Here is a 25,412-nt window from a genome sequence, read left to right on the forward strand (position 1 = left end):
CGACCTGACGGGCCGGCCGCGTTCAGCACGCCGCGGCCTCACCGGCCGTGTCGGCGTCCTTCGCCGCGCCCGCCGTCATCTTGAAGATGCCGGTCGCGTTGCCCGCGTCGAAGGCCAGGTCCAGCGCGCCGCCGCCGGCCTCCAGCGGCGCGCGCTGGATGAACTCGTGGAAGCTGCCCGGCACCTCCAGCATCACGCGCTGGCCGCGGTCGAGGAACTCGCGCATCACGCGCGCCGCCTTGAACGCGGTCTGGCGCACGCGCCCGGTCGCGGAGGTCTCGATCGTGTCCTTCACCGGCCGGTCCAGCGCGCGCTGCGCCGCGACGACCGCCTCGATGTCGGCGACGCGGTCGGTCGCGTGGTTGAAGGCATTGCCCTCGGTCGCGATCCAGGCCATCTCGGCGGACTCGGCCAGCAGCGCCTGATAGTCATCCGCCTCGAACAGCCCATGCTGACGGGCGAAGCAGCCGATCAACTTGGGCAGCAGCGCCACCGCCGCGTCAAGCGCCAGCGCGCCGTCGCGCGCGAGCTGCTCCAGCAGCGCCAGGTCGGCCGGCGCCAGCGGATCGCGCGAGCTCGCCAGCACGCGCGTCACCGCGCCCTGGAAGCTGCCGGAGAAGCGCTCCGGATGCAGCTCCGAGACGAAGAACTGCGCGATGTCCTCGGGGAAGTCGGCATGGCGCCAGGCGCGGCCGGTCATCTTCAGCCGCGGCAGCGGATAGGTCGCCGCCATCGTGAAGCCCAGCGGACGCAGCACGCGCGTGATGGCGGCCTCGCCCGGCGGCAGCGCGCCGCTCGGCCACGCCACCGTGCGCAGCGCGCCGTGGTCGAAGACCAGTTGCTGGCCGTCGCGCTGCAGGTCGGCGACATAGGCCGCCGCCATCGGCACGCGCCGGGTGACGTCGAGGAACAGCGCCATGTTCAGCGCCTGCGCCAGTTCGGCGCGAGAGACCTGCTCGCCCGCCGCCTTCAGCAGGCCGGGCACGACGTGCAGCCGCTCGAACGCGGCCCGCGCCGCGTCCACGCCGAGCGCGCCGCGCAGCAGCGCGAAGACACCGCTGCCGGCGGCCTCGGCCACGCGCAGGCTCAGCGCGTTCTGCGCCTTCAGTTCTCCCGCGCGCTCAGACATCGAACTTCACGCCCTGCGCCAGCGGCAGCTCGCGCGAGTAGTTGACGGTGTTGGTGCTGCGGCGCATGTAGGCCTTCCACGCGTCCGAGCCGGACTCGCGCCCGCCGCCGGTCTCCTTCTCGCCGCCGAAGGCGCCGCCGATCTCCGCGCCCGAGGTGCCGATGTTCACGTTGGCGATGCCGCAATCGGAACCGCTGGCGCTGACGAAAGTCTCGGCCTCGCGGATGTCGTTCGTGAAGATGGCCGAGGACAGGCCCTGCGGCACGTCGTTCTGCAGCGCGATCGCTTCGTCCAGCGTCTTGTACTTCAGCGTGTACAGGATGGGCGCGAAGGTCTCGTGCTTGACGATGTCCGTCTGCGCCGGCATGCGGACCAGCGCCGGCACCGCGTAGAACGCCTCCGGGTACTGCGACGCCAGCGCGCGCTCGCCGCCGCTGACTTCGCCGCCCTGCGCGCGCGCGGCCTTCAGCGCCGCCTGCATCGCGTCGAAGGCGCCCTGGTCGATCAGCGGGCCGATCAGGTTGCCGGGCTCGACCGGGCTGCCGATCTTGAGCTGCGCGCGGGCGCGGTCCAGGCGGGCGACCAGCTCGTCATGGATGGACTCGTGCGCGATGACGCGGCGCGTCGTCGTGCAGCGCTGCCCGGCGGTGCCGTAGGCGCCGAACAGGATGCCGCGCACGGCCAGGTCCAGGTCGGCGCTCGGGGTCACGATGATCGCGTTGTTACCGCCCAGCTCGAGCAGGCAGCGGCCGAAGCGCGCCGCGACGCGCGGACCGACCGCGCGGCCCATGCGGGTCGAGCCGGTGGCCGAGACCAGCGCGACGCGCGTGTCGTCGACCAGCGCCTCGCCGACGGCCGCGCCGCCGATGAGGACCTGCGACAGATGCGCCGGCGCGCCCTGATAGCGGGCGACGGCCTTCTCGAACAGCGCCTGCGTCGCGAGGGCCGTCAGCGGGGTCTTCTCGCTGGGCTTCCACACGCAGGTGTCGCCGCAGACCAGCGCGAGCGCCGAGTTCCACGCCCACACCGCGACCGGGAAGTTGAAGGCCGAGATGATGCCCACCACGCCCAGCGGCAGGTACTGCTCCATCATGCGGTGGCCGGGGCGCTCGCTGGCGATGGTCAGGCCATGCAGCTGGCGCGACAGGCCGACGGCGAAGTCGCAGATGTCGATCATCTCCTGCACTTCGCCCTCGCCTTCGCTGGTCACCTTGCCGGCTTCCAGCGACACCAGGCGGGCGAGCGCGGCCTTGTTGGCGCGCAGTTCCTCGCCGAACAGGCGGACCAGCTCGCCGCGCTTGGGCGCCGGCACGGTGCGCCAGGCCAGGAAGGCTTGCTGCGCGCGGGCGATCGCGGCGGTCATGTCGGCGGCCTTGGCCTCGTGGACCGCGCCGATCACCGCGCCGTCGATCGGGCTGCGGACGGTCATGGAGCCGCCGGTGAAGGCGGCGCTCGGCACGCCCAGGGCGGCCAGCAGGTCGGTGGTGGTAGTCATCGCGGGATTCTCCTTCAGCCGATCGATTCGACCTGGCGCGACTGCTGATAGGCCTTGCCGAAGCGGTTGGCGAGGAAGTCCGGCAGCGCGACCTCTTCCTGGCGGATGAATCCGGACTGCGGCAGCTTGCCTTCGCGGAACAGGTCGACCGCGGCGCAGATGCCGGCGGCGGTGGTGATCTGGATGGCCGACAGCGGCTGCTCGCCATCGCGCTCGGCAAAGATCTTGCGAGCGAAGACCTCCTGCATCAGCACGCCGTTCTTCATGCCCGAGACGGTCACGAACACGAGGACCACGTCCTGCATCGTGGCGGGCATGCTCTTGCGCATGATGTCCTTGAGCTTCTCCTGGTCGTTCTTCAGCGCCAGGTCGTCGAGCAGGAACATCATCAGGTCGCGGTGACCCGGATAGCGGACGGTCTTGTAGTCCAGGTTGCGGACCTTGTTCTCCCAGGTCTCGCACAGCGTGCCCAGGCCGCCGGAGGTGTTGAAGGCCTCGTACTCGACGCCATCGAGCGAGAAGTGCTCCAGGCCCTCGAGCGGCAGCGCGGAGATCGCGGCGCCGTCGTGGATGGCCTCGCAGGGGTGGCAGTACTCGTTGATGAGGCCGTCGACCGACCAGGTCAGGTTGTACTTCAGCGCATTGGTCGGGAAGGCGGGCAGCGCGCCGACGCGCATCTTCACGTCCTGGAGCGAATCGAAGCGCTTGGCCAGGTGGTGCGCCACGATGCCGATGAAGCCGGGGGCGAGGCCGCATTGCGGCATGAAGGCGGTCTTGGCGCCTTGGGCGATGCGCTTGATCTCCTTGGTGGCGGCCACGTCCTCGGTCAGGTCGAAGTAGTGGCAGCCGGCTTCCAGCGCCATGTGCGCGGCGGTGATCGCCAGGTGGTACGGCAGCGCGTTGACGACGACGTCATGGCCGCGCAGCGCGGCGGCGAGCTGGCCCTTGTCCTCGGTGTCGACGGTCTTCGTCGACAGGGCCTGGCCCGCCAGGTGCTTGAGCGCGGCGGCGTTCTTGTCCATCACGGTGACCTGGTAGTCGCCGCTGCCCTGCAGCAGTCGCGCGATCGTCTGGCCGATGTGTCCGGCGCCCAGCAATGCCACTTTCATGTCGTGCTCCTTGTGATCCTGGAAGAAGAGGTCCCGGCGCGCGCAGCACGCCGGAGAGATGCGATGGCCGCAGTGTCGGAACCTCTGCTGACGAAAGAAAGCGCGACTTCGACGAAAAACGCCTCTATGCTGACGATTCGTCGGCGTGATCATTCATTCCGGCGAAAACAAGGGTTTATCCCGAGCACTTCATCACGATTGGCCAAGCCCTCATGAACGCGAAGAAGAGCGCGCCCTCGCCCGCCCCGCCGGCGACGCTGCGCGACCAGACCGACCGCGAGTTGATCGCGCTGCTGCAGGCCAATGCCCGCGCGAGCACCGCCGACCTCGCCCGCCAATTGGGCGTGGCACGCACCACGGTGGTGGCGCGGCTGGCGCGGCTGGAGGCGGAGGGCTTGATCGCCGGCTACACGGTGCGCCTGGGCGGCGAGGCGGTGGAGCGCGGGGTGCAGGCCTTCGTGGGCATCACGGTGCAGCCACGCGCGGGGCGGGAGGTCGTGAAGCGGCTGTCGCGGCTGCCGGAGCTGCGCCAGCTGGCGTCGGTCAGCGGAGAGTTCGACTACATGGCGACGCTGCGCGCCGACAGCACGGCGCGGCTGGATGCGCTGCTCGATGAAATCGGGGAGATCGAGGGCGTCATCAAGACGCACACCTCGGTGCTGCTGGCGCTGCGGGTCGATCGCAGCGCGTGACGCGCGGGAAGGCGCAGACTGCCGCAGACAGGCGCGGCCATCGAGGCCGGCACGCGCCGCTACTTTCGCTGCCGTCGTCTGTCCGCTTCGTTGAGCGCGGGTAACGTGATGTTTTAGGGGGGGCCGGTGGTCAACGGCGCGAGCTGGCATGCCGTTTGCACGACATGTGTCGCCAGCTCCAGGAGCGCACCATGACGAAGCCCCCCGCCATCACCCCCCACACCCCGCCGCTGCTTGTCGGCTTGAAAGCCGTCGCGATCCTCGCGGTGGCCTGGGGCGCGGTCTATCCGGCGTTGCTGTGGGGCCTCGGCGCGATGCTCCCCTGAGCGCGGCGGCGACTTCCTCTTCTCACTCCGGAGTCCGCCATGAAAGCCCCTGCCCGTCTGGGCGGCGCCGTGCCGCCTGTCCCCGCGCGGTCCTCTGCCCGGCCTCATCGATGGCGCCGCGTGCTGCTGCGCACGATCGGCGTCGTGATCGCGGTGCTGGCGCTGCTGGCCGCGATGGCCTTGCTCGACCAGGCTGAAGGCGACCTGCGCCAGGTCCTTGCTCCGGCATTGGTTCCGCTCGCCACGGCCTTGGCTTGATCGGGACGGCCGGCGGCCGGCCGTCCCGTCTCAGAGTCAGCGTCAGAGGCTGCGCTTGCGCTGCAGCACCAGCAGTCCGAAGCACAGCGCGGCGAAGACCAGTCCGCCGATGAACTGCGGCTGCGCCATCAGCTGAAGCACCTCGGGCACCGTGTCGCGGGCGACCTCGGGCAGGCGGAACAGCGCGTCGAAGAACTCCTGCAGGCCGACGTGCTCGCGGCCTTCGTCCTTGAGCAGGAGCGTCTGAGCGCCGAGGAACATGGCCTGGGCGGCGCCGCCGACCTGGCGGGTCAGGAGGCGGGCGAGGGCCTCGGCGGCGGGCTCGTTCTTGTAGATCTTGAGGAAGGCGGCGACCGCGATGAACAGCAGCGGCGCGCCCCAGCGCTTGAGCCAGGCGGAGGCGGCCATCAGCGCGACCACGAAGGGCGCGAGCCACAGCGCCGCGACGGCCAGGCCGACCAGCAGGCGCAGGCCCATCCAGATCGTGACCTGCAGGAGCACGGCCCATTGCGTCTGATGGAGCGCGGCGAGGCCGAATTCCTTGAAGGCCATGATGGCGCCGATCAGCGCGCCGCCGAGCACGGCGAGCGCGGTGGCCGCGAGCGGCACCAGCAGGCCATGCGCCAGCAGGGGCGCGCCGAGGCTGGCGGCATGCGAGCCCGGCAGGGAGGCCCAGAACTCGATGGAGCGGTCCTGCTGGTCGCGGCGGGCCAGGCCCATCAGCTGATAGCCGCACAGGACCACGGTCAGCACCAGCACGAGGGCGACGGTGACCAGGCCGGCGATGAGCGCGACGGGTTCGGGCGCGGGGGTGTCGATGCCCTCGACCTGGCTGAACGGCACCAGCGCCAGGAGCAGCAGCACCGGACCCAGCACGAGGCCGATCCAGGCGCGCTTGTATTGCAGCCACTCGCGCAGCAGCAGCGTGTTGAAGAGCGTCATGGGGATGTCCTTGATGAGGGGATCAGGCCGATTCCGGCGTGCTGGCCTGGATTTCGGGCTTGCGGGTCAGGGCCATGAACAGGTCGACCAGGCTGGGCCGCACGCGCTGGCCGAGGTGGGCGACCGTGTCGGGGGCGACGCCGTCGAACAGCGCGGCGGGCCGGCCCTGCACGCGGTAGCGCAGCAGCGGATGGCTGGCGGCGACGGCCTCGGCGGCGTCGGGGTCGTGCGACAGGGCGACGAAGCGCTGGTCCATCTCGGCCAGGGAGATGTTCAGGACCAGGCGTCCTTCGTCGAGCATCATCACGTCGGACAGCAGGGACTCGACCTCCTCGACCTGGTGGGTGGAGATGAGCACGGAGCGCTCGCCGTCGCACCACTCGTCGATGAGCATCTCGTAGAAGCTCTTGCGGGACATCACGTCCAGGCCGAGGGTGGGCTCGTCGAGGATCATGAGTTTGGCGTCGATGGCGGCGACCAGCGCGAGGTGGAGCTGCGTGACCATGCCTTTGGAGAGATGGCGGACGCGGTCGGACTCGGTGACGGAGGTGCGCTTGAGGAGCTGGCGGGCGCGGTCGGCGGAGAAGCGGGGCTGCAGACCCTCCATGAGGCGGATGAGTTCGCCGGCGCGGGCCCAGCGGGGCAGGACGGCGACGTCGGGGATGTAGCAGAGGGAGGTGAGGAGCTGGCCGCGCTGGGTGTGGGGGTCCAGGCCGAGGACGCGGAGTTCGCCCTCGGGGCGCTTGAGGCCGACGAGGGTTTTCATGAGGCTGGTCTTGCCGGCGCCGTTGTGGCCGAGCAGGCCGACGACGCGGCCGGCGGGGATGGTGAAGGTCAGGTCCTGCAGGGCCGCCTTGCGGCCGTAGCGCAAGCTCAGGTGCTTGGCGTCGATGAGCGTATTCATGCGTCCTCCCAATTCAGGTCCTCGGGCCGCAGGCCGAGGCGGCGAAGTTTCTCCCGCAGGCGGGGCCATTCGTCCTGGAGGAAATGCTCCCGCTCGCTGCGCATGAGCCGGACGCGGGCGCCGTCGCGGACGTACATGCCCAGGCCGCGGCGGCTCTCGAGCAGGCCCTCGTCGACGAGGGCCTGAAGGGCGCGGCTGACGGTCAGGGGGTTGATGAGGTACTGGCTGGCGAGGGCGCGCACCGAGGGGAGCGCCTCGCCTTCAGGCGGATCGCCGTCGAGCAGCTGCGTCGCCAGGCGGTCGGCGAGCTGCTGATAGATCGGCGCTTGATCGTTCCAGCTGTGCATGACGCAAGGCGCCAGGGCGCCGGTGTGTTGCTGATGTAGCACACCATAGCAACCGGGCCCCGCAAGCCCTACCTAGGAGCGACAGGATGCAGAAATGGGGGGATGAGGTGGAGGGCGAGGCAGACCCGGCCTCGGGCTGCCATGTCGGAACCACCGCGAAGGTGGCGTCCTCGCCTCGGGGCGTCTGTCAGGACACCGGGGAGTCGGGCGGGCCGACATCGATGGGGGCTTGCTCGGCCACGTCCGCCACGCCCTTGATCTTGCGCAGCGCCTCGCCCAGTTCAGCGCCACCGTGACCGGTGATGACGCCGATCTCCCCGAGTACGTGTTCGATGCGCAAGCCGGCCTTGGCTAGCGCGGCACGGGCCTGGGAGGCCTCCGTGCCGGCGCCTAGCGTGACCACCCATTCCTTGTGGGCGGTATGTCGGATCGAGCTCATGGCAGCCTCCAGGGCGCCGTCACGGGGCGGCAGCATTGCGATCCGCGCATTGTGCACCGGCAGCTGCGGGCTCGACGCGTCAGGGGGCTTGCACGAGGCCGGCGCCCACCTGGCTGGCCGGGAAGGGAAGCGGACGGGCCGTCGCGCGCAGGCGGTTCCACAGCGCCATGCCGCGCAGCGCCGGGCTGCTCTGCGCCCACAACGCGGCGCAGCCGGACACATGCGGCGTGGCCATGCTGGTGCCGCTCATCGTCGCGTAGCGGCGCGGCATGGGCGCGGCAGAGAACACGTCGCGGCCCGGCGCGGCGATCTCGATCTTGCCGCGGTTGCTGAAGGACGACGGCCGCAGGTTGCTGTCCAGCGACGCGACCGCCATGATGGTCGGCGAGTTTGCCGGGTAACCGGTGGGCGCGCCGCTGCCGTTGCCGGCCGCGGCGACGATGAGCAGGCCGCGCTGCAGGGCCGCCTGGCCCGCGGCGGTGTAGGCCGCCTGCACGGGACCGGCTCCGCCTAGCGACATCGAAATGACTTCGCAGCGGTTGGCGATGGCCCAGTTCATGCCCGCCAGCACGCTGCCGCCCACGCTGCCGCCGGAGTTGCTCAGCACCTTGCCGACGAAGATGGAACCGCGGAAGGCGATGCCGTAGCGCGGCGTGGCGCCAGCCGGCGCCTGCGGGCCGAGCGCGGTGCCGATGCAATGCGTGCCATGGCCGTGCAGGTCCTGCACCGGCTGGCCCACGAAGGTGGCGCTGACGACGGCCCGGCCGACGAAGTCCGGATGGCCGATCGCGAAGCCGGTGTCTAGCACGGCGACCTTGATGCCGGTGCCGTTGCGGATGCTGGCCGGCACCCGGCAGGCGCTCAGCCCCCAGGTATTGCCGGCCACCTCGGCCTCCTCGCCGGGGCTGGCTTCCACGGCGACGGTGGTGCCCAGGTCGCGAGCGATGGTCTCCGCGGCGCGCAGGAAGCCGCGGAGATAGTCTTCGCTGCCCTCGGGGAAGACGAAGTACTCGGGCTCGATGATCTGCATCGCGTCGTCGGATGCCAGCTCAGCCGCCGCGCTCATGCCGCGCTCCTGGGCTGCGGCGGCGCCGACGACGGCGGCACCGATCTCCGGAAAGACCAGCGCGTCGGCGTCGCCCAGCCCCGAGAGTTCGACTGACTGGTCATTGAAGTCGCGCGCGTCGGCGGTGCGCATGGACTGGGCCCGCATGGCCTTGATGCCTTCGTCCACCGCCCCTTCCTTGAAGGTAACGATGAAGCGGCCCGTCTCCATGGAGTCGCTGCCGCTGGCCTGGGCGGCCAGCAGCATCTCTTCCACAGTGGACGATGTCCGGGCGGCGCTGTTGGACTGTGTCTGGGTGCGCTTGGGATTGGAACGCTTGGTGGGCATGACCGGTCTCCTTGTCCGCGTGTGGAACGCGTGGGGTTGCTGGGGCTGCCATGGCGGAGCGCGTTTCGCTGGCTGCCCGGCGAAGCGCAGTCTGCAAGACGGCCCGGAGGGCGGCATCCCACCCTTTGAGGAGCGCGCGGCGTTTCATCCCCAGTCTGTAGGAGGCCTCAGGGGCAACTCGATCCGATGTCCGCGAGGGCGATCTGCCGCAGGCTCTCGTCCAGCCGCCCTGCCGCGGTCGTGACCAGCCAGCACTCCAGGCGCCGGCCGGCGTCGTCGAACTGGCGGAGGAGACCGCCCGGCCCGGAGAACTCGATCGTCCCGGCACTCACGGTCAAGGACATCCCTTCGGCGGGCGCGTCGACGACGCGCAGGCCGCGGTAGCCGAGCGGTTCATCGCGCAAGGAAGTCGCACGCCGCTCCGGCAGACCGGCCAGCCGGAACTGGAGCTCGCCCATCTCCTCGCGGGTCAGCGGCCACGACGGATTGACGCGGCCGCTGTAGATCTCCAATTCAACAATCATCCGTGGCTCCACACGTGGAGGCCGCCCCACCGGAGCGGCCTCCGCGGCCGGCGGATCAGAGGGCGGCGTCAGTTGATGCGCTGCGACCGGCAAGTGTAGAAGTAGCCACAGAACTGCGTGTAGGGGCCACGGTCGCATGTCGCAGGATCAGTGATGACGTGATTGCTGTTGTCGACGTTGCGCGCCGCCGTGCCGCCGGGCTTGTGACTCCAGAAGCCCTCGGAATTCTTGCGATACCAGTGGAAGTCGATGAAACCCGGCCCGGGCGCCACCACCAAGGCGACCAGGTATCGGGGCTTCTCGGAGTCCGGGAAGCACACGAAGCGCTGATGCAAGCCGTCGCTCAACGCCGCCTTCGTCACCGCCGGGCAGGTGATGGCGGTGTACATGTGGCCGCTTCCGCGCCCTGGCTGGGCGAAGGTGTTGGTGCGCTTGTTGCTCGCGTAGTTGTAGCAGTTGTTGCGTGCGCGGACGGTGGGATCGTTGTTCCAGAAGCCCGGGTTGTAGGCGCCGAGTTCGATCATGCAGGTCGCGGCGGCGGCGGCCTGCTCCCTGGCGGCCTCGGCTTCGGCCTGCGCATTCGAGTCGGAGGCCGTCACGCCGGTCTGGCGGCCGAGCTTGCCGCGCAGAAAGGTCTGGAGGTCGGCATGCGGGATCACCTGCGACGCGTGCACGCCGGCGGCCGCGGCGCCGGCGGCCACACCGCTCTCCGACGCGAGGGCGATCAATCGCTCAGCCAGCGCGTGCAGCTTGCCGTCGCCGCGGTCCGCGGAGAGTGGAACGAAGACCGAGGTACCAAAGCCAAACTCGGCTGCGGCTTCGTCGCTCTGGATGTCGACGTGAAAGCCTCGCAACTGGCCGAGCCCGTCGAGTGCCGAGGAAGGCGCGCTGAGCAGGCTTTGGCTGCCCGCGAGTTCGGACAAAGCCGCGCGAATTTCGCTCGAGTCGGCGATCTCCCAGCTGGGATTCGGGCGGCCCGAGAACACATCTGCGGTGACATGAATCATGACGATCTCCCATGCGAAATGAATTGGCGAACAGTTCGGAATGGACGGGCTGTCTCGTGGGACAGCTGTCTGACGGACGGCGGGAAGGAGGTGATGCGCGAGCCGTGCTCACGACACCCAGCGCTCTGGGTTGCGACGAATGCGGCGAGCACGCGTCCCTCAAGGACGCGATGCCGCTGCAAGGGACCCGGGCGTGACACGTCGAGCGTGTCTTGTCGTTGATGCTGTGTTGCGCCGCGACATGAATCGCAGCGGGCGCAGACTAGCCGCGCGCGCCGGATCTGAAATCCTCAAGCTTGAGGAAGGGCCATCGAGATGAATGAGCGTTTCGAAGGGGCCTGAGATAGCGTCAGCTAGGCGTTACGCATCCTTGAGCGCAGAAGCTCTTTCGGCCGGTCGTTAAGGGATTGCGTCAGCATCGCCACGTCATGCGACTCTCAGCCGATTGACTTAACTTCAGCGCCTCTCACCGGGAGTATCCAACGGAGAAATGGGTCGCACGCTTGCACCGTTGCGCCCTGCGCCAGTCCCAAGGAGGACACTCACCTATGTTTTTTTGCTGAAGCATTGAACTGGCGCATCCAATATGTCATCGCTACTGACAAGAGCATCGATAGATTGGCATTTCAACGACACAAGGGAGGCTGAAATAATATGAGCACAACCATCTTGTCGGCCCACGCCGATGTTGTCCGCGTCTTGATTGAACAGACAAATACTTGCATCAGCGCATCCTGGGCCGTAGCTTGGGCGACGCCGAATGAAGTTTTTGATGCCGCTATCGCACGCATGAATATATTCAAGCATCTCATTGTCGGCACACATGGTTCTCAGACGCATCCCAAATGCCTTCGCGCGCTTGCCAGCCACCCCGGCAAAGCCTTTATTCGCCGCAATTCCCCCGAACTTTTCCACCCAAAGATCTACATGTTCGAGCATGCAGATAGATTTTCGATAGTTATCGGAAGCCATAACCTCACGCGCGGCGCTTTTGAGTGCAACGATGAATTGAGCATCCTGACGGATCTTGATAAGACAGCTCCGTCGGTTAAAGAGCTCCTTGATTGGATGGCGGAAGCCTCCCGAGATATGCTGTGCGTTACGTACACGCCGGAGTGGTTAGCAGAGTATGAGCGCCTTTACGAGCTTGGCAAGCAGAAGCGCAAGGAAATCGACGATCTGCGAAAGGACACTTCTAGCCGAGACGAGACCAATCAGCGCGAAGGTCTTCCCATCAATTTAACTTGGGACGAATTTTATGAGAAGTTGTCCCAAGAAATGCCGCCCAGTCATGACATCGAGCGCCGCTTGGTCATGCTTGATTACGTGGCACAGCTCTTCAGAATGCACTCCAGTTATGCCGCTATGCCAAAGGAGGATCGCATGCGAGTCGCCGGCCTAGCGAGCCAGAGAACAATCGTTGCAGATCGGATCGACTGGGATTACTTTGGGAGCATGAAGGTAGCCCAACAGCGCCCGGACTTCAAAGCCCTGGTAGTAGACGAACCGGAAGATTTTTCGGGCGCAATTGATAACATTCCCCTCTACGGACCTGTGAACGAAATTCACTGGCGCCAGTACTGGACCGCGATCCGGCGGATCGACAACGGACGGGGCAGCCTCGGCTTTGGGTTGGCGACAAGAATCGCCGCCCTTCGGAGGCCCGACGTCTTTGTTTCGATTAATTTTGCAAGCAAGAGGGGGCTCGCTAGATTCCTTGATAGATCCGCGAGTGCCCTTGTCGAGGCGAACTATTGGAAAGGCGTGATACAAGAGGTGCAGCGAACCCGGTGGTACGTGGCAGCAAAGCCTCGTGATCCAGCTCAGGCCAGAGTTTGGAATGCCCGAGCGGCCCTTCTAGACTCACTGGTATACGAGACGTAAATCGAAACAACCAAGATGCAATTCTTGAGCCGAGCGGACCTTCTGTGGATCGGCATCCAGCCAACACCCGGACTTTGAATGGATTTCCCCATGCGTATCAACGCATTCATCCCCCTCATATTTGCCGCCCTCGCCTTCAATGCCCAAGCGGTGGAGTTTGAATATCTGGGGCTCTACTCCGATATCCGGCAGTCTTCGCAGTCCCAGGACTGTGGAGGCTTCGACATCGAGCTTTGGGCGATCCGAGGCAAGTCGGCGCGTTCAAATATCACCGGCTTGCTCAGGCTGGTTGACGGCAACTGCGATAAATCGCCCCGTCCGATCTTCAATGGACATCTGGATCTGCGCACGGGTGACCTGACCTTCGATGTTCCCATGGCTGAGGCCCCGGTGCTTTCGGTTGGAGCGTTCAAAGGTGCCCTGAAGGACGGATCGTTGATGGGTACTCTGACGCTGACGAACGGGGAGCCCTTGCAGGGGAATACGCAAGAGATGTCGGTCAAGGTGAATCGCAAGCAGGACAGATGATTGGTGCCGCCGCCGATCAGGAGCCCGAACCAATTCAGCGTCCGCGCCTGACCCTGGTTGCCAATCGATTCAGTTGACCACCATTGGTCACAGTCCGGTCAAGTCTTGCGGATGGGGAATCGTTAAGGTCCGGTGGCTTTTTCCTCCCTCAAGAAACATGGACGCTGAGATTTCCACGGCGCGCGTCGTCGCGACAGTCACGCCTCGTCGCTCGATGAATGGCCGTTTCATGGTTGTCTCGGCGCTCTGCCTGGCCGTCGCCGCGTGCGGCGGTGGCGGCTCGGGTTCTGACACCACCGTCGCGAGTGCGTCCCCGACGCCGTCACCGACCCCTGCCCCCACGCCGAATCCGGCGCCGGCTCCGAGCCCGACCGCGGCTCCAACGCCAGATCCGAGCCCAAGCCCAAGCCCAAGCCCGAGCCCAAGCCCGAGCCCAAGCCCGAGCCCGAGTCCGGCGCCGTCACCGGCTCCGGCCCCCGCTCCTACGCCAGCTCCTTCGCCTGCGCCCGCGCCAGCACCAGGACCGGCTCCAGCGCCGGCACCGTCTCCCGCGCCCGCCCCCTCTTCGGGCGCCCCGGTGACCACCCAATGGGGCACCGTGACCGAGCCCGCGCTCCCCTCCACCCCTTGCGCGACTCTGCGTGCCTCGTTCACGCCGGTCGGCGGCTCCGTCGACAGCTTCGACAGCAACCCCGCCAACTCCCAGCCCGACACGAGCCGGATCCAGCAGGCCATCTCGAACTGCCCCGCCGGCTAGGCGGTCAAGCTCATCGCGGGCGCCTCCGGCGAAACCGGCTTCCTGAGCGGCCCGCTGACCTTGAAGTCCGGCGTCCAGCTCTGGATCGACACCAACGTGACGCTCTTCGCCTCACGCAATCCAGCCGACTTCGACAACGGCCCCGGCAGCTGCGGCACCGCCACCTCGTCCGACCCCAACGCCTGCAATCCGTTCATCCTCGCCAGCGGCACCATCAACAGCGGCATCGTCGGCGGCGGCGCCATCGACGGCCGCGGCGGCAGCCTGCTCACCAGCGGCCCCAACGCCGGCAAGCGCAGCTGGTGGGACGTCGCCTGGCAGAGCAAGAGCGGCTTGAACCAGCAGAACCCCCGCCTGATCCAGGTGAACAAGGGCAGCAACTTCACGCTCCACAACATCACCGTCCAGAACTCGCCGAACTTCCACATCGTCACCAGCGGCGTCTCCGGCGTCACCGCCTGGGGCATCAAGATCCTCTCGCCCAGCGCCGTCTACACGAAGCCCAGCTACGCCTGCCCCGCAGGCACGACCCCCGACGTGCTGACCCCCGCCACCTGCTTCACGCCCGACACCGTGAAGAACACCGATGGCTTCGACCCCGGCACCTCCAGCAAGGTCCTCCTCGCCTACTCGTACATCAGCACCGGCGACGACGACGTCGCCGTCAAGGCCGGCGGAAGCCCGGCATCGACCCAGCTGACCTTCGCGCACAACCACTTCTATTACGGCCACGGCATGTCCATCGGCAGCGAAACCGACGCCGGCCTGAGCGACCTGGCCGTGATCGACCTGTCCATCGACGGCTACGACAGCCCCAATGGCAACGGGCTTCGCATCAAGTCGGACGCCTCGCGCGGCGGCAACGTGCACAACGTGAGCTACAGCCAGATCTGCCTGCGCAACCTGCGCCGGCCCCTCGTGTTCGATCCCTTCTACAGCAGCGCGACCGGATCGAAGTACCCGAACTTCAACGGCATCAAGCTCAGCGGCGTCCACTCCCTGGGCAGCGCGAAGTACGGCGGCGGACTCATGACCTTCGCGGGCTATGCGCTCAACGGGCAGAACAACCCCCTCACGATCACGCTCGACAACGTCGTCTTCGACGGCAAGCAGCCCACCTTCGACACCGGCCACAACGGCGGCCCTTCGACGCTGCCGGCGAACGTCCACTTCACGTTCGGACCCGGTCCAGTGAGCTTCGCCTCCGCGATCGCGGCCTCGCCGTCAACCGACGTGACCGTCACAGGCACCCCGGGCACCGCCGCCAGCGTCGACTGCAGCAAGGCCTTCGTGCCGCTGAGCTCCGTCTTGCCGAATTCCCCCATCTGACCGCCACCGGGCGCCGCTCGTCGGCGCCCCGATAGGTGTTTTCCTGAAAGAGTTAATGCGTCGCTCGAACTTAATATGAGCGATTGATATAGCGCAATATCAACGCTCAACGCCCCCCGTCCGTCCCCCTCCCCTCGGCCACCCATGACCACCTCTACTCAACGGCTCGTCGCCCTGTCCATCGTCGCAGCCAGCCTCGCCGCCTGCGGAGGCGGCGGAAGCTCCGGCACCAGCGACGCGCCGAGCCCCAACCCGGCGGTCGGCTCCGGCACCCCGCCCGCAGCCGCTCCTGCGCCCGCACCCGCCGCGTCGAGCCCGGCGTCCGATCCCGCACCTGCGCCCGGCCCTGCTCCCGCTCCAGCGCCGACGCCTGACCCCGCTCCGGCGCCTGGTCCAGCTCCAGCGCCTGCTCCGGCCCCCGCTCCGGCAGCCGCCACGACCTGGAACAGCCTCACCTTCGGCGGTGGCGGCTACGTGACCGGGCTCGTGTTCCATCCGACTTCGGCGAACGTCCTGTACGCGCGCACCGACATCGGCGGCGCCTACCGCTGGAATCAAACCGCCTCCTCGTGGACGCCGATCACCGATGGCCTGGGCTTCGGCGGGGCGGAGAGCTCCTATCACGGCATCGAAAGCATGGCCGTCGATCCCAACGACGACCGGCTCGTCTACATGGCGGCCGGCATGTACAACACCGACAAGGCCGACGCGCGCCTTTACATCTCCAGCGATCGCGGCGACCACTGGACCTTCGTCAACCTGCCCTTCTCCACCGGCGGCAACAACGGCGGCCGCGCCATGGGCGAGCGCCTGATGGTCGACCCCAACAAGCCGTCGACGCTGTTCTACGGCTCGCGCACCGCGGGCCTTTGGAAGAGCGCGGACTCGGGCCGCACCTGGGCCCAGGTCACCTCGCTGTCGAGCGTCAAGATGACCCAGGACCAGATCAAGGCCGCGGGCGGCAGCGCGATGGGCATCGAGCTGGTCGTCGCCGACACCGGCACCAAGGGCACCGGCACCGCGACACAAACGCTCTACGCCGCCGTCGCGCCGGACTACGCCAGCGTCGCCGGCCTGGGCTCCAACCTGTACCGGTCCACCAACGGCGGCGCCAGCTGGACCGCGCTCACCACGCCGGTCTCGGGCTACCACATCCCGCACATCGTGCGCTCCGCCGACGGTCCGCTCTACATCGTGTTCACCAAGGACGCGGGCCCGGGCGCCGGCGGCCCGGCTCGTCTCTACAAGTTCGACGGCACCACCTGGACCCTGCTCAAGAGCGAGGACCCCAACGGCGGCACCAACTTCGGCCTGGGTGGCCTGTCCGTCCACGGCAGCGGCGCCAGCACGCGCATCGCGCTGGGCGTGACCAACTCCTGGGGCAGCTGGAGCGGCCAGCAGATCGTGCAGCTGTCCGACGACGGCGGCCTGACCTGGCGCGAGATCGAGGCCACCATGCCCGGCGAGACCGCCTCGGGCTGGGTCGACGACGTCGAGATCGATCCCTCCAACCGCGACCACATCCTGCACGTGCACGGCGGCGGCATCGTCGAGACGCGCAATGCCTCGTCCACCACGCCGACCTGGCACGGCAACATCGCCGGCATCGAGGAAATCGCCGCGCAGTCCATCATGGCGCCGCCGTCCGGCGCGTCCTACCTGCTGATCAACAGCTCGGGCGACGTCGGCACCTGGGTGCACACGGACGTCGCGGCCAAGCCGACACGCGCGCCGGGACTGGGCTGGAGCAACGGCATCTCGGCCGACATGGCCTGGTCCGATCCGCAATACATCGCCGCCTCCGGCGCCATCAACTCGAGCAACACCGGCACCGGCTACTGGTCCGGCGACGGCGGCAAGACCTGGACCACCTTCGCGAGCCTGCCCGCCGGCGCCGCGACCAACACCTCCAGCGAATCCAGCATGGCCGTCACCGCGCGCAACAAGGCCGTCTGGGCACCCGCGAACTCCGTGCCCTCGTACACCACCGACAACGGCGCCACCTGGACCGCGACCAATCTGCCGGCCTTGGCGGCCGTCGGCTGGAACCGCGGCTACCGCCTGGCGGCCGATCGCAAGAATCCGAACAAGGTCTATGCCTACGACTCGGGCGGCGCCTGGTGGGCATCCGCCGGCCGCTTCTACGTCTCCACCGACGGCGGCCACAGCTTCGCGCTGAGCCAGGGCTCGGTCACGGCCTCGCTCGCCCCGAACGGCTGGGGCGTCACCTCGATGGCGGTCAACCCCAACGTCGAGGGCGACATCTGGCTGGCCGACGGCAACGCGCTGTACCACTCGGTGGACTCGGGCGCGAGCTGGCAGAAGCTCAGCCAGTTCGCGTCGGTGCAAAGCGGCAACCCCTGGCCCGACCTGCAAGGCGCGAGCATCGTGGCACTGGGCAAGGCCAAGGCCGGCGCACCGTACCCGGCCGCGGTGTACGTGGTGGGCACCGTCAGCGGCGTCTGGGGCGTCTATCGCTCCGACGACGGCGGCGCCACCTGGACCCGCTTCAACGACGACGCCCACCAGTTCGGCGGCATCGGCGTGATGGCGGCGGACCAGAATCTCTACGGCCGCATCTACGTCAGCGGCACCGGCCGCGGCCTCCTCTACAGCAACTGAACATGCGCCAGCACCTCTCGATGACACGCCGATGGCCCGCCCTGTGGCTCGCCTGCTTCACGGCCTTGGGTTCTTCCGCCCACGCGGCTGAACCGGCGGCTGAATCGGCGGCTGAACGGGCCGCTCACCCGGCCACGACTCCGCCGCCGCCCTTCGCCTGGGAATCCAGCGAGCCCCTGATCCGCCCGCCCGCCGGCGCGGACCAGCTGTTCGGCGTCAAGGATCCGTCCATCGTCTTCCACGACAACCGGTACCACGTCTTCTTCACCACCGCCGGCGCGGGCGGCTGGGGCCTGGCCTACACGAGCTTCGCCGACTGGAAGGACGCGCCGCAGGCGCCGATCTTCATGCTCGACAAGTCGCCCATCGGTCCCGGCTACCGCGCCGCGCCGCAGGTCTTCTATTTCGCGCCGCAGAAGCTCTGGTACCTCATCTACCAGGGCGGCGATCCGATGTACTCCACCACCACGAACGTGGCGGATCCCCGTTCATGGACGGCCCCGAAGCCCTTCTACGCGGCCGTTCCCGACAACGTGAAGGACGACAAGGGCCAAGCCGGGTGGCTGGACTTCTGGATCATCTGCGACGAGCGCAAGTGCCATCTCTTCTTCACCAACGACAACGGCAGCTTCTTCCGCGCGGAGACCTCGATCGAGCAATTCCCCCGGGGCTTCTCCACGCCGGTGGTCGCGATGAAGGAGCGCCGCGAAGACCTCTTCGAGGCGAGCAACACCTATCGGATCGAGGGCAGCGGGCAGTACCTGACCCTGGTCGAGGCGATGCGTGCGGACGGCCGCTACTTCCGTGCCTGGCTGGCTGACCGCCTGGACGGCGAATGGCGCCCCATCCCGGGCAGCGACATGAACCTGTTCGCGGGCGCCTCGAACGTCAAGTTCAAGGGCCGCGTCTGGTCGGAGGGCGTCTCTCACGGCGAGATGGTCCGCGCGGGCATCGATCAGACGCTCACGATCGATCCGTGCAAGCCGCTCCAGTTCCTCTACCAGGGCCTGGACATGGTGCCCGGCAAGAAGTACGAGTACATCGAGCTGCCTTATCGCCTGGGCCTCATCACGGCCACCGGCCGCAACGCCATCAGCGATCTGTGCAAACGCTGATGACCCGCGCGGGGCGGTGATCCTCGCCACGCGGCCGGAGGGCGCGAGCCGCCCCGGCCGCCCCGGCCGCGCGGCTCACTTCGCCAGCGTGGCGATCTCCGCGGCGCTCAGCGCGCCGGCGTTGATGCGCAGGCCCTGGATGCGGCCATTGAAGGAAGGATGCGCCCAGTTGCGGCCCAGGAAGGCCACCTGATCCCCCACCTGGCGCGGCGAAAGCAGGATCTCGTGGGAAGCCGCCACCTCCTTGCCATCGAGATAGAGCCGCCCGGTGGTGCCCTTGAGCGTCACCGCCACATGGACCCAGCGCCGGATGGGCATGAAGCCGGGCGCCTCCACGACCTGCGCATCGTTGAAGCCGGCGCCGAAGATCACGAAGCGCATGCCGTTCCCCGCCTGGGGCACGATCGCCATGCTCGAGAAATCATCCTGGCCGACGAAGAAGAGCGAGCTGTCCCAGTGCAGCGAGTTCGCATAGGCCCACATCGACACGCTGAAGTCGTCCAGGCCGCTGAAGATCCCTGAGGGCAACTGCAGCCCCGCCTTCTTGCCGTCGAAGACGATGGCCTGATCGTTGAGACGGCCTTCGCCCCACACCGCGCCGTCCAGCAGCTTGCCTTCGACCACGGACCAGCCGCCCGCGGGACTCTGGAACATGCCCGCCGTGCCCGTGCCGTTCACGCCATTGAGCGGCATCGACAGGCGCGGCTCGCCCGGCACCGCGGCGCGCGCGATGTTGGAACTGGCGCTGGCGCTCCCGCCGCCCAGCGCGGTGACCTGATAGAACCAGACGCCCGGAGCCGGGCTGTCGGTGTAGGTGAGCAACTGGCCCGCGGCGATGGTCGCCAGGTGCGTGAAGGGCCCGCCCGCCTTCGCGCCGCGCTTGACCACGTAGGAGTGCGCGCCGACGCTGCCCCACCACGACAGCACCGGACGTCCGTCGCGCACCGGCGCGATGAGTCCCGACGGCGGTTTCATCGGCCCCGCGTAGGCGGTCCGCCGGTGCGTCAGCGTCGGGAAGACCATGTCATCGCCTCCGCCCGACCAGTAGTTCGGCTCGCACTGGACCACCATGCGCGCCACGTTCGGCGCGGCCAGTCCCATGCGGTTGACGTAGTGATTGAAGATCGGCTCCCAGGCGTTGCGGCCATGCTGGAAGGACTGGTTGACGGCCTTCCACATCGATGGATGCGGCTGCGACGGGTCGTGCTCGCGCGAGAACGGCATCGGATAAGTCCGGCCGTGCTCGTCCAGCAGGTTCGAGCGGGCGACGTACTCGGCCGCGGCGAGGAAGCGGTTGTTGTGCATGCCGTAGAGGTCGTCGCCCTGGTTCCAGGCCATCTCCAGCAGATCGCCGCCCAGCGACATGCCCAGCGTCGAGTGGCCCTGGTCGCGGCCGCTCTCCTCCCACTGGCCGAGATGGCCCGGGTGCAGGAAATAGACGCCATGCACGATCGAGCCGTTGCCGAAGTTGCGCAGCTTGCCGCGGTTGTTGCCCGCGTACACGTCGCAGGCCAGGCGGTACAGCTCGGGCTTGTCGCAGAACACGCCGATGGCCAGCGCGCCGCACAGCGAGGCCATCTCCCAGTTGGCATGCGAGCCCAGCCGTCCTTCGCTCAGGAAGGCCGCCGAGATGGGCGCGAAGACCGTGCTCAGCATGTGCTGGAACCGCGCCAGGTTGGCGCGCGGCCAGCCGCGATAGTCGCGCAGCAGCTCGCCGGACTGGGCCCACTGGTGGCCCTGCATGCCGGCCAGCAGGATGAAAGTGTGATCGTCATGCGCGGTCGACCCCGGCCGCACGGTGCCGATGACCTTGAGCTTCTCCGACCAGGCATCCAGCGTTTCCACCGCCTTGTCGGCATAGCGCGGGTCATCCGAGAGCTTCCAGCGCAGCGCCAGACACCAGGCGCGCTGGATGTCCCGGTACATCGCGTACTTGCTGCTGTCGGCGCGATAGACCTCGGCCTGGGGATTGGGCTGGACGTCCAGCGCGGTGGCCCGGTCGGCGCACAGCTTGTTCCACCAGTCGGTCCAGGGCTGCGCTCCGGCGGCGATGAGATCGCGGATGCGCTTGAAGTCCGTCTGCGCCATCAGCAGTCCGGGATGGCGGAAGACGCCGCTCACCGAGGCCGGCGTCGCGCCCGTTTGCGCCGAGGCGGGGCCGCTGGCCAGCAGCGGCATGGCGGGGAGCGCGCCAAGACCCGCGACAAGCGCGCGCCGGGAAAGGTCGGGATGAGTGTCGTGCTTGAGGGTCATGACGAGCCTGGTTGAAGGGTGCCGATCGCCGCCACGTGCGAAGGCATCGTGCGCGCCATGGCGTTGTACGCCCGGGCTTGGCACCGAATCTTCACCGCGTGCGTTTCGAGGCGCCGCTTACCAGGCGTTGCACCGGGCGACCCCGGCGGCCATGCTGCCGCGGTGCCGCGCTGTCGATTTCCGCCCGCGCGGTTCGTCGTCAAGACAGGCGCTCCGGCCCAAGCTTCTTCAGACAAGGACCGACCATGAAACCGCTGCTGCTGCTCCACGCCCTGTTCGCCGCCTCCGCGCTGGCCACCGCGCAGGCCGCCCCCGTCACCTACGCCATCGACCCGGCGCACACCTACCCCAGCTTCGAGGCCGACCATATGGGCCTGTCTCACTGGCGTGGCAAGCTCAACAAGAGCGCCGGCACCATCGTCTACGACAAGGCCACCGGCGCCGGCAGCGTCGACGTCCAGATGGACCTCTCGTCCGTCGACTTCGGCCTGGACGCCATGAACGGCTGGGCCAGGGGCAAGGACTTCTTCAACGTCGACAAGAACCCCAGCGCCAGCTTCAAGGGCCGCTTCGACGGCGCCAGGGACGGCGTGCCCACCCAGGTCGCCGGCGAGCTCAGCCTGAACGGCAGGACCCGCCCTGTGACGCTGACCATCCATCGGCTCAAGTGCATCCCCCACCCGATGCTCAAGCGCGACTACTGCGGCGCCGACGCCTCCGGCAGCTTCAACCGCGAGGACTTCGGCCTGGCCGCCGGCAAGGACTACGGCTTCGACATGACCGTGAACCTGCGCATCCAGGTCGAGGCCGTCGCCAAGGAATGACACGCTCTTGACGCGCTCCTCACGCGGCCACTCCGGCCGCTGTTCCACACTTCGCGGCAACACGGGCGGCGGCCTTTCCCCGAGGACGGGCCCTCTCCACAGACCCTCCATAAATTCCCGACGGCATCTCCATACAGGCCTTCGAGACTGGCGACAGGTCTTTGCCTTTGGAACCGCGATCCCCATGAGCCCCGACATCAAGCAACTGCTGGCCGACGAAGCGAAATACTGCTCCCACGGCGACACCGTCCATTACGTGAATCCGCCCAAGGTCTTCTCGGACTGCAACGGCAGCTACATGATCGACGAGCGCGGCACCCAGTATCTGGATCTCCAGATGTGGTACTCCGCCGTGAACTTCGGCTACAAGAATCCGCGCCTGGAAGAGACCATGATCCGCCAGCTGCAGACGCTGCCGCAGATCGCCAGCCAGTACCTGCACCCCACCAAGATCGAGCTCGCCAAGTTCATCGCCGAGGACGCCCAGCGCAAGTGGGGCCACGCCGGCCGCGTGCACTTCAACGTCGGCGGCGCCCAGGCCATCGAGGACTCGCTCAAGGTCGTGCGCAACGCCTCCAACGGCAAGAGCCTGATGTTCGCGTTCGAGGGCGGCTACCACGGCCGCACGCTCGGCGCCTCGTCCATCACCTCCAGCTACCGCTATCGCCGCCGCTTCGGCCACTTCGGCGACCGCGCCCAGTTCATCCCCTTCCCCTACCCCTTCCGCCGCCCCAAGGGCATGACGGCCGAGGAGTACGCCGACCAGATCGTGCGCGAGTTCGCCCGCAAGTTCGAGAACGAGTACCACGCCATCTGGGACCCCAAGACCGGCCAGTGCGAGTACGCGGCCTTCTACGTCGAGCCCATCCAGGGCACCGGCGGCTACGTCGTCCCGCCCGCCAACTTCTTCAAGGGCCTGAAGCAGGTGCTGGACCAGCACGGCGTGCTGCTCGTCGTCGACGAGATCCAGATGGGCTTCTGGCGCACCGGCACGCTGTGGTCGGTCGAGAACTTCGGCGTCAAACCCGACGTGCTGGTCTTCGCCAAGGCGCTGACCAACGGCCTGAACGCGCTGTCCGGCCTGTGGGCCCGCGAGGAACTGATCAACCCGACCATCTTCCCGCCCGGCTCGACGCATTCGACCTTCGCCTCCAACCCGCTGGGCACGGCCCTGGGCCTGGAGGTCATGAAGATGACCCACGAGATCGACTTCGGCGCCCAGGTGCGCGAGCGCGGCGCCTACTTCCTGGAAGGCCTGCGCGAGCTGCAGAAGCGCCACCGCGAGATCGGCGACGTCGACGGCATGGGCCTGGCGCTGCGCGCCGAGATCTGCACCGAGGACGGCTTCACGCCCAACCGCGCGCTGCTCGACAAGATGGTCGACATCGGCCTGGAGGGCACGCTCGAGTACAAGGGCCAGCAGCGCGGCCTGGTGCTGGACGTCGGCGGCTACTACAAGAACGTGATCACCTTCGCCCCGTCGCTGATGATCACCCGCGCCGAGATCGACGAGGCGATGGTGCTGCTCGACCAACTGCTCACGCGCGCCAAAAAGGCGTGATGCGCTGGCGCAATCAGCTCGAGCCCCAAGGGCTGCTGGAAGGCTTCGCGGCCGCCCCGCCCGAGGGCTTCCGCGTGATCGACGCCCTGCCCCTGCCCGCCTTCGAGGCGCGCTTCGACCTGCTGACCACCGCCGACGACGCGCTGCGCGCGCGGCTGCGCCGGCTGCCGCTCTTCGGCTGGTGGTCGCGCGCGCTGAAGGTGCGCACGCTCTTCGTCGGCACCACCGTCAGCGAGTACGCGCCACTGCCCCGTGACGCGGACGCCGACCGCCTGGCCGCCGGCGTGGCCGAGCTCGCGGCGCGCCGCGCCTTCAAGCTCGCCATCCTGAAGGACCTGCCGCAGGACTCGCCGCTGCTGCTCGACGAGGACAACCGCCACGCGCGCGCGCTGGCCGACGCCTGCGAGCGCCGCGGCTACGTGCTGGTCGAAGGCCAGGCGCTGGCCTACATGGCCATCGACTTCGACAGCATCGACACCTACCTGTCGCGCCTGTCGGCGGGCCGCCGCAAGGACATCCGCCGCAAGCTGCGCAGCCGCGAGCAGCTGCGCGTGCGCCGCATCCCGACCGGGCTGCGCTTCTCCGATCCCGCCACCATCGACGCCTACTTCGCGCTCTACGAGGCCGTGTACGCGCAAAGCGAGATCCACTTCGACAAGCTGACGCTGCCCTTCTTCCGCCGCGCGCTGCAGGACGGCACCAGCGGCGGCATCGTCTTCGAATACCGCCGCGCCGGGGATGACGCGCTCGTCGGCTGGAACCTCTGCTACGAGCAGGGCGGCCGGCTGGTGGACAAGTACATCGGCCTGTCCTACCCGGCCGCGCGCGAGCTCAACCTCTACTTCGTCAGCTGGGTGGTCAACCTGGAATACGCGCTCGAACGCCAGCTCACGCATTACGTCGCCGGCTGGACCGACCCGCAGGTCAAGGCCAGCCTGGGCGCGCGCTTCACCTTCACGCGCCACGCGGTCTATGTGCGCAACCCGCTGCTGCGCGCGGTGGCGCGCCGCTTCTCGCGGCACTTCGAGAACGACAAGGACTGGAAGGCGGCGTCATGAACCGGCCGCCGGTCATCCTCGATTTCGACGCCTCGGTCGCGCCGCTGCCCAAGGAGCTTCGGCTGAGCTTCTCGGCGCAGTGGCACGAGGCCTACCGCTTCGGCTGCACGCTGCGCGACATGCGCTGGCTGCGCCGCGACCTGGATCAGCGCATGCCGCGCTTCCACGACCACGGCACCGTGTTCTTCGGCAGCGGCGACTTCCACCACCTGAGCTGGCCGCTGGTGCAGCGCTGCGTCGCGGCGCTGCGCGCCACCAGCGCCCAGCCGCTGCGCCTGGTCGTGCTGGACAACCATCCCGACAACATGCGCTTCCCCTGGGGCGTGCACTGCGGCTCCTGGGTGCGGCGCGTCGCGCTGATGCCGGAGGTCGCGCATGTGCATGTCGCGGGCATCACCTCGGGCGACATCGGCCTGGCCCATGCGTGGGAGAACTACCTGACGCCGCTGCGCCGGGGCAAGCTCAGCTACTGGAGCGCCGGCGTCGACACGGGCTGGGCGCGATGGCTCGGGCTGTCCGCCGCCTTCCGGTCCTTCAAGGACGTCGACACGCTGATCCAGGCGCTGTGCGAGACGCTGCGCGCCGCGCGTGCGCCGACCTACCTGAGCATCGACAAGGACGCGTTCTCCGAGGACGTGCTCAAGACCAACTGGGACCAGGGCGAGCTGCGGTTGCCGCACCTGGACGCCGTCTGCGACGCGCTGGCCGGCACGGTGGTCGGCAGCGACGTCTGCGGCGAGGTGTCGAGCTGGCATTACCGCACCGCGTGGAAGCGCTGGCTGAGCTCGGCCGACGGTCAGGCGCCACCGGCCGAGGGCGCGGCGCTGCAGGCTTGGCAGCAGCGTCAAGGCGTGGTCAACCTCTGCATCCAGGAGGCGCTCGCGCGCCGGACGCGCTGAGCGCGCCAGCGGCTTCG

At 68.1% G+C, this 25,412-nt stretch carries 24 protein-coding genes; 13 read left to right on the plus strand and 11 right to left on the minus strand.

Annotated elements, in window-relative coordinates; genetic code table 11:
* Positions 1-22: 22 nt before the first annotated feature.
* The 3 genes from ABDW61_RS04670 to ABDW61_RS04680 are packed head-to-tail and all read right to left on the minus strand — an operon-like array spanning position 23 to position 3,733.
* Positions 23-1,129 (minus strand): DUF1338 family protein, encoded by a 1,107-nt coding sequence (locus tag ABDW61_RS04670; protein ID WP_343636664.1) that lies wholly within the window; start codon positions 1,127-1,129, stop codon positions 23-25.
* Entirely contained in the window at positions 1,122-2,624 is a 1,503-nt protein-coding gene (locus ABDW61_RS04675; protein WP_343636666.1) for an aldehyde dehydrogenase family protein, read from the minus strand. The genes ABDW61_RS04670 and ABDW61_RS04675 overlap by 8 nt, the downstream gene beginning before the upstream one ends.
* A 14-nt stretch (positions 2,625-2,638) precedes the next feature.
* Positions 2,639-3,733, minus strand: coding sequence for a saccharopine dehydrogenase NADP-binding domain-containing protein (locus ABDW61_RS04680; protein WP_343636668.1), 1,095 nt, complete (start codon positions 3,731-3,733; stop codon positions 2,639-2,641).
* A gap of 212 nt (positions 3,734-3,945) precedes the next feature.
* Between ABDW61_RS04680 and ABDW61_RS04685 the strand changes: the two genes are divergently transcribed.
* From ABDW61_RS04685 to ABDW61_RS04695, 3 genes are all read left to right on the plus strand, one after another.
* Positions 3,946-4,425, plus strand: coding sequence for an Lrp/AsnC family transcriptional regulator (locus tag ABDW61_RS04685; protein WP_343636670.1), 480 nt, complete (start codon positions 3,946-3,948; stop codon positions 4,423-4,425).
* A 191-nt stretch (positions 4,426-4,616) separates the two neighbouring features.
* Positions 4,617-4,751: a hypothetical protein gene (locus ABDW61_RS04690; RefSeq protein WP_343636672.1), complete on the plus strand. Its 135-nt coding sequence runs from the start codon at positions 4,617-4,619 to the stop codon at positions 4,749-4,751.
* Between the two features lie 39 nt (positions 4,752-4,790).
* Positions 4,791-5,009 (plus strand): hypothetical protein, encoded by a 219-nt coding sequence (locus tag ABDW61_RS04695; protein ID WP_343636674.1) that lies wholly within the window; start codon positions 4,791-4,793, stop codon positions 5,007-5,009.
* Positions 5,010-5,051: 42 nt separating this feature from the next.
* On the opposite strand, the gene ABDW61_RS04700 is transcribed toward ABDW61_RS04695, so the two are convergent.
* From ABDW61_RS04700 to ABDW61_RS04730, 7 genes are all read right to left on the minus strand, one after another.
* Complete coding sequence (locus ABDW61_RS04700; RefSeq protein ID WP_343636676.1) at positions 5,052-5,951, minus strand: hypothetical protein; 900 nt, start codon at positions 5,949-5,951, stop codon at positions 5,052-5,054.
* A 22-nt stretch (positions 5,952-5,973) separates the two neighbouring features.
* Entirely contained in the window at positions 5,974-6,855 is an 882-nt protein-coding gene (locus tag ABDW61_RS04705; RefSeq protein ID WP_343636678.1) for an ABC transporter ATP-binding protein, read from the minus strand.
* Entirely contained in the window at positions 6,852-7,202 is a 351-nt protein-coding gene (locus ABDW61_RS04710) for a GntR family transcriptional regulator (protein ID WP_343636680.1), read from the minus strand. Before ABDW61_RS04710 ends, ABDW61_RS04705 begins: the two co-directional genes overlap by 4 nt.
* Before the next feature lie 187 nt (positions 7,203-7,389).
* Positions 7,390-7,641, minus strand: coding sequence for a hypothetical protein (locus ABDW61_RS04715; RefSeq protein ID WP_343636682.1), 252 nt, complete (start codon positions 7,639-7,641; stop codon positions 7,390-7,392).
* Between the two features lie 79 nt (positions 7,642-7,720).
* The gene (locus tag ABDW61_RS04720) at positions 7,721-9,034 is read right to left on the minus strand and encodes a S8 family serine peptidase (RefSeq protein WP_343636684.1); all 1,314 of its coding nucleotides are present in this window, start codon (positions 9,032-9,034) and stop codon (positions 7,721-7,723) included.
* 167 nt (positions 9,035-9,201) lie between these two features.
* The gene (locus ABDW61_RS04725) at positions 9,202-9,558 is read right to left on the minus strand and encodes a hypothetical protein (protein ID WP_343636686.1); all 357 of its coding nucleotides are present in this window, start codon (positions 9,556-9,558) and stop codon (positions 9,202-9,204) included.
* Positions 9,559-9,626: 68 nt separating this feature from the next.
* Complete coding sequence (locus tag ABDW61_RS04730) at positions 9,627-10,565, minus strand: hypothetical protein (protein ID WP_343636688.1); 939 nt, start codon at positions 10,563-10,565, stop codon at positions 9,627-9,629.
* 654 nt (positions 10,566-11,219) lie between these two features.
* Between ABDW61_RS04730 and ABDW61_RS04735 the strand changes: the two genes are divergently transcribed.
* From ABDW61_RS04735 to ABDW61_RS04760, 6 genes are all read left to right on the plus strand, one after another.
* Entirely contained in the window at positions 11,220-12,449 is a 1,230-nt protein-coding gene (locus tag ABDW61_RS04735; protein ID WP_343636690.1) for a phospholipase D family protein, read from the plus strand.
* Positions 12,450-12,539: 90 nt separating this feature from the next.
* On the plus strand, positions 12,540-12,977 hold the full coding sequence (locus tag ABDW61_RS04740; RefSeq protein WP_343636692.1) for a hypothetical protein: 438 nt from the start codon (positions 12,540-12,542) through the stop codon (positions 12,975-12,977).
* Between the two features lie 577 nt (positions 12,978-13,554).
* Complete coding sequence (locus ABDW61_RS04745; RefSeq protein ID WP_343636694.1) at positions 13,555-13,734, plus strand: hypothetical protein; 180 nt, start codon at positions 13,555-13,557, stop codon at positions 13,732-13,734.
* A 42-nt stretch (positions 13,735-13,776) separates the two neighbouring features.
* A complete protein-coding gene (locus ABDW61_RS04750; protein ID WP_343636917.1) occupies positions 13,777-15,063 on the plus strand; it encodes a glycosyl hydrolase family 28 protein in 1,287 nt (428 codons plus the stop codon).
* 474 nt (positions 15,064-15,537) lie between these two features.
* A complete protein-coding gene (locus ABDW61_RS04755; protein ID WP_343636696.1) occupies positions 15,538-17,685 on the plus strand; it encodes a dockerin in 2,148 nt (715 codons plus the stop codon).
* A 20-nt stretch (positions 17,686-17,705) separates the two neighbouring features.
* Positions 17,706-18,800 carry a non-reducing end alpha-L-arabinofuranosidase family hydrolase gene (locus tag ABDW61_RS04760; RefSeq protein ID WP_343636698.1) on the plus strand — a complete coding sequence of 365 codons (1,095 nt, stop codon included), beginning with the start codon at positions 17,706-17,708 and terminating at the stop codon, positions 18,798-18,800.
* Positions 18,801-18,875: 75 nt separating this feature from the next.
* On the opposite strand, the gene ABDW61_RS04765 is transcribed toward ABDW61_RS04760, so the two are convergent.
* Positions 18,876-21,053: a LamG-like jellyroll fold domain-containing protein gene (locus ABDW61_RS04765; protein WP_343636700.1), complete on the minus strand. Its 2,178-nt coding sequence runs from the start codon at positions 21,051-21,053 to the stop codon at positions 18,876-18,878.
* 245 nt (positions 21,054-21,298) lie between these two features.
* Here ABDW61_RS04765 and ABDW61_RS04770 point away from each other — a divergent pair, with 245 nt between their 5' ends.
* The 4 genes from ABDW61_RS04770 (at position 21,299) to ABDW61_RS04785 (ending at position 25,395) form a co-directional block, all read left to right on the plus strand.
* The gene (locus tag ABDW61_RS04770; protein WP_343636702.1) at positions 21,299-21,877 is read left to right on the plus strand and encodes a YceI family protein; all 579 of its coding nucleotides are present in this window, start codon (positions 21,299-21,301) and stop codon (positions 21,875-21,877) included.
* 184 nt (positions 21,878-22,061) lie between these two features.
* Positions 22,062-23,438: an aminotransferase class III-fold pyridoxal phosphate-dependent enzyme gene (locus ABDW61_RS04775; protein WP_343636704.1), complete on the plus strand. Its 1,377-nt coding sequence runs from the start codon at positions 22,062-22,064 to the stop codon at positions 23,436-23,438.
* Positions 23,438-24,496 carry a peptidogalycan biosysnthesis protein gene (locus tag ABDW61_RS04780; RefSeq protein ID WP_343636706.1) on the plus strand — a complete coding sequence of 353 codons (1,059 nt, stop codon included), beginning with the start codon at positions 23,438-23,440 and terminating at the stop codon, positions 24,494-24,496. Before ABDW61_RS04775 ends, ABDW61_RS04780 begins: the two co-directional genes overlap by 1 nt.
* Positions 24,493-25,395, plus strand: coding sequence for a hypothetical protein (locus tag ABDW61_RS04785; RefSeq protein ID WP_343636708.1), 903 nt, complete (start codon positions 24,493-24,495; stop codon positions 25,393-25,395). Before ABDW61_RS04780 ends, ABDW61_RS04785 begins: the two co-directional genes overlap by 4 nt.
* Positions 25,396-25,412 lie beyond the last annotated feature (17 nt).

Source organism: Roseateles sp. (assembly GCF_039595595.1).
Lineage (GTDB): Bacteria > Pseudomonadota > Gammaproteobacteria > Burkholderiales > Burkholderiaceae_C > Roseateles.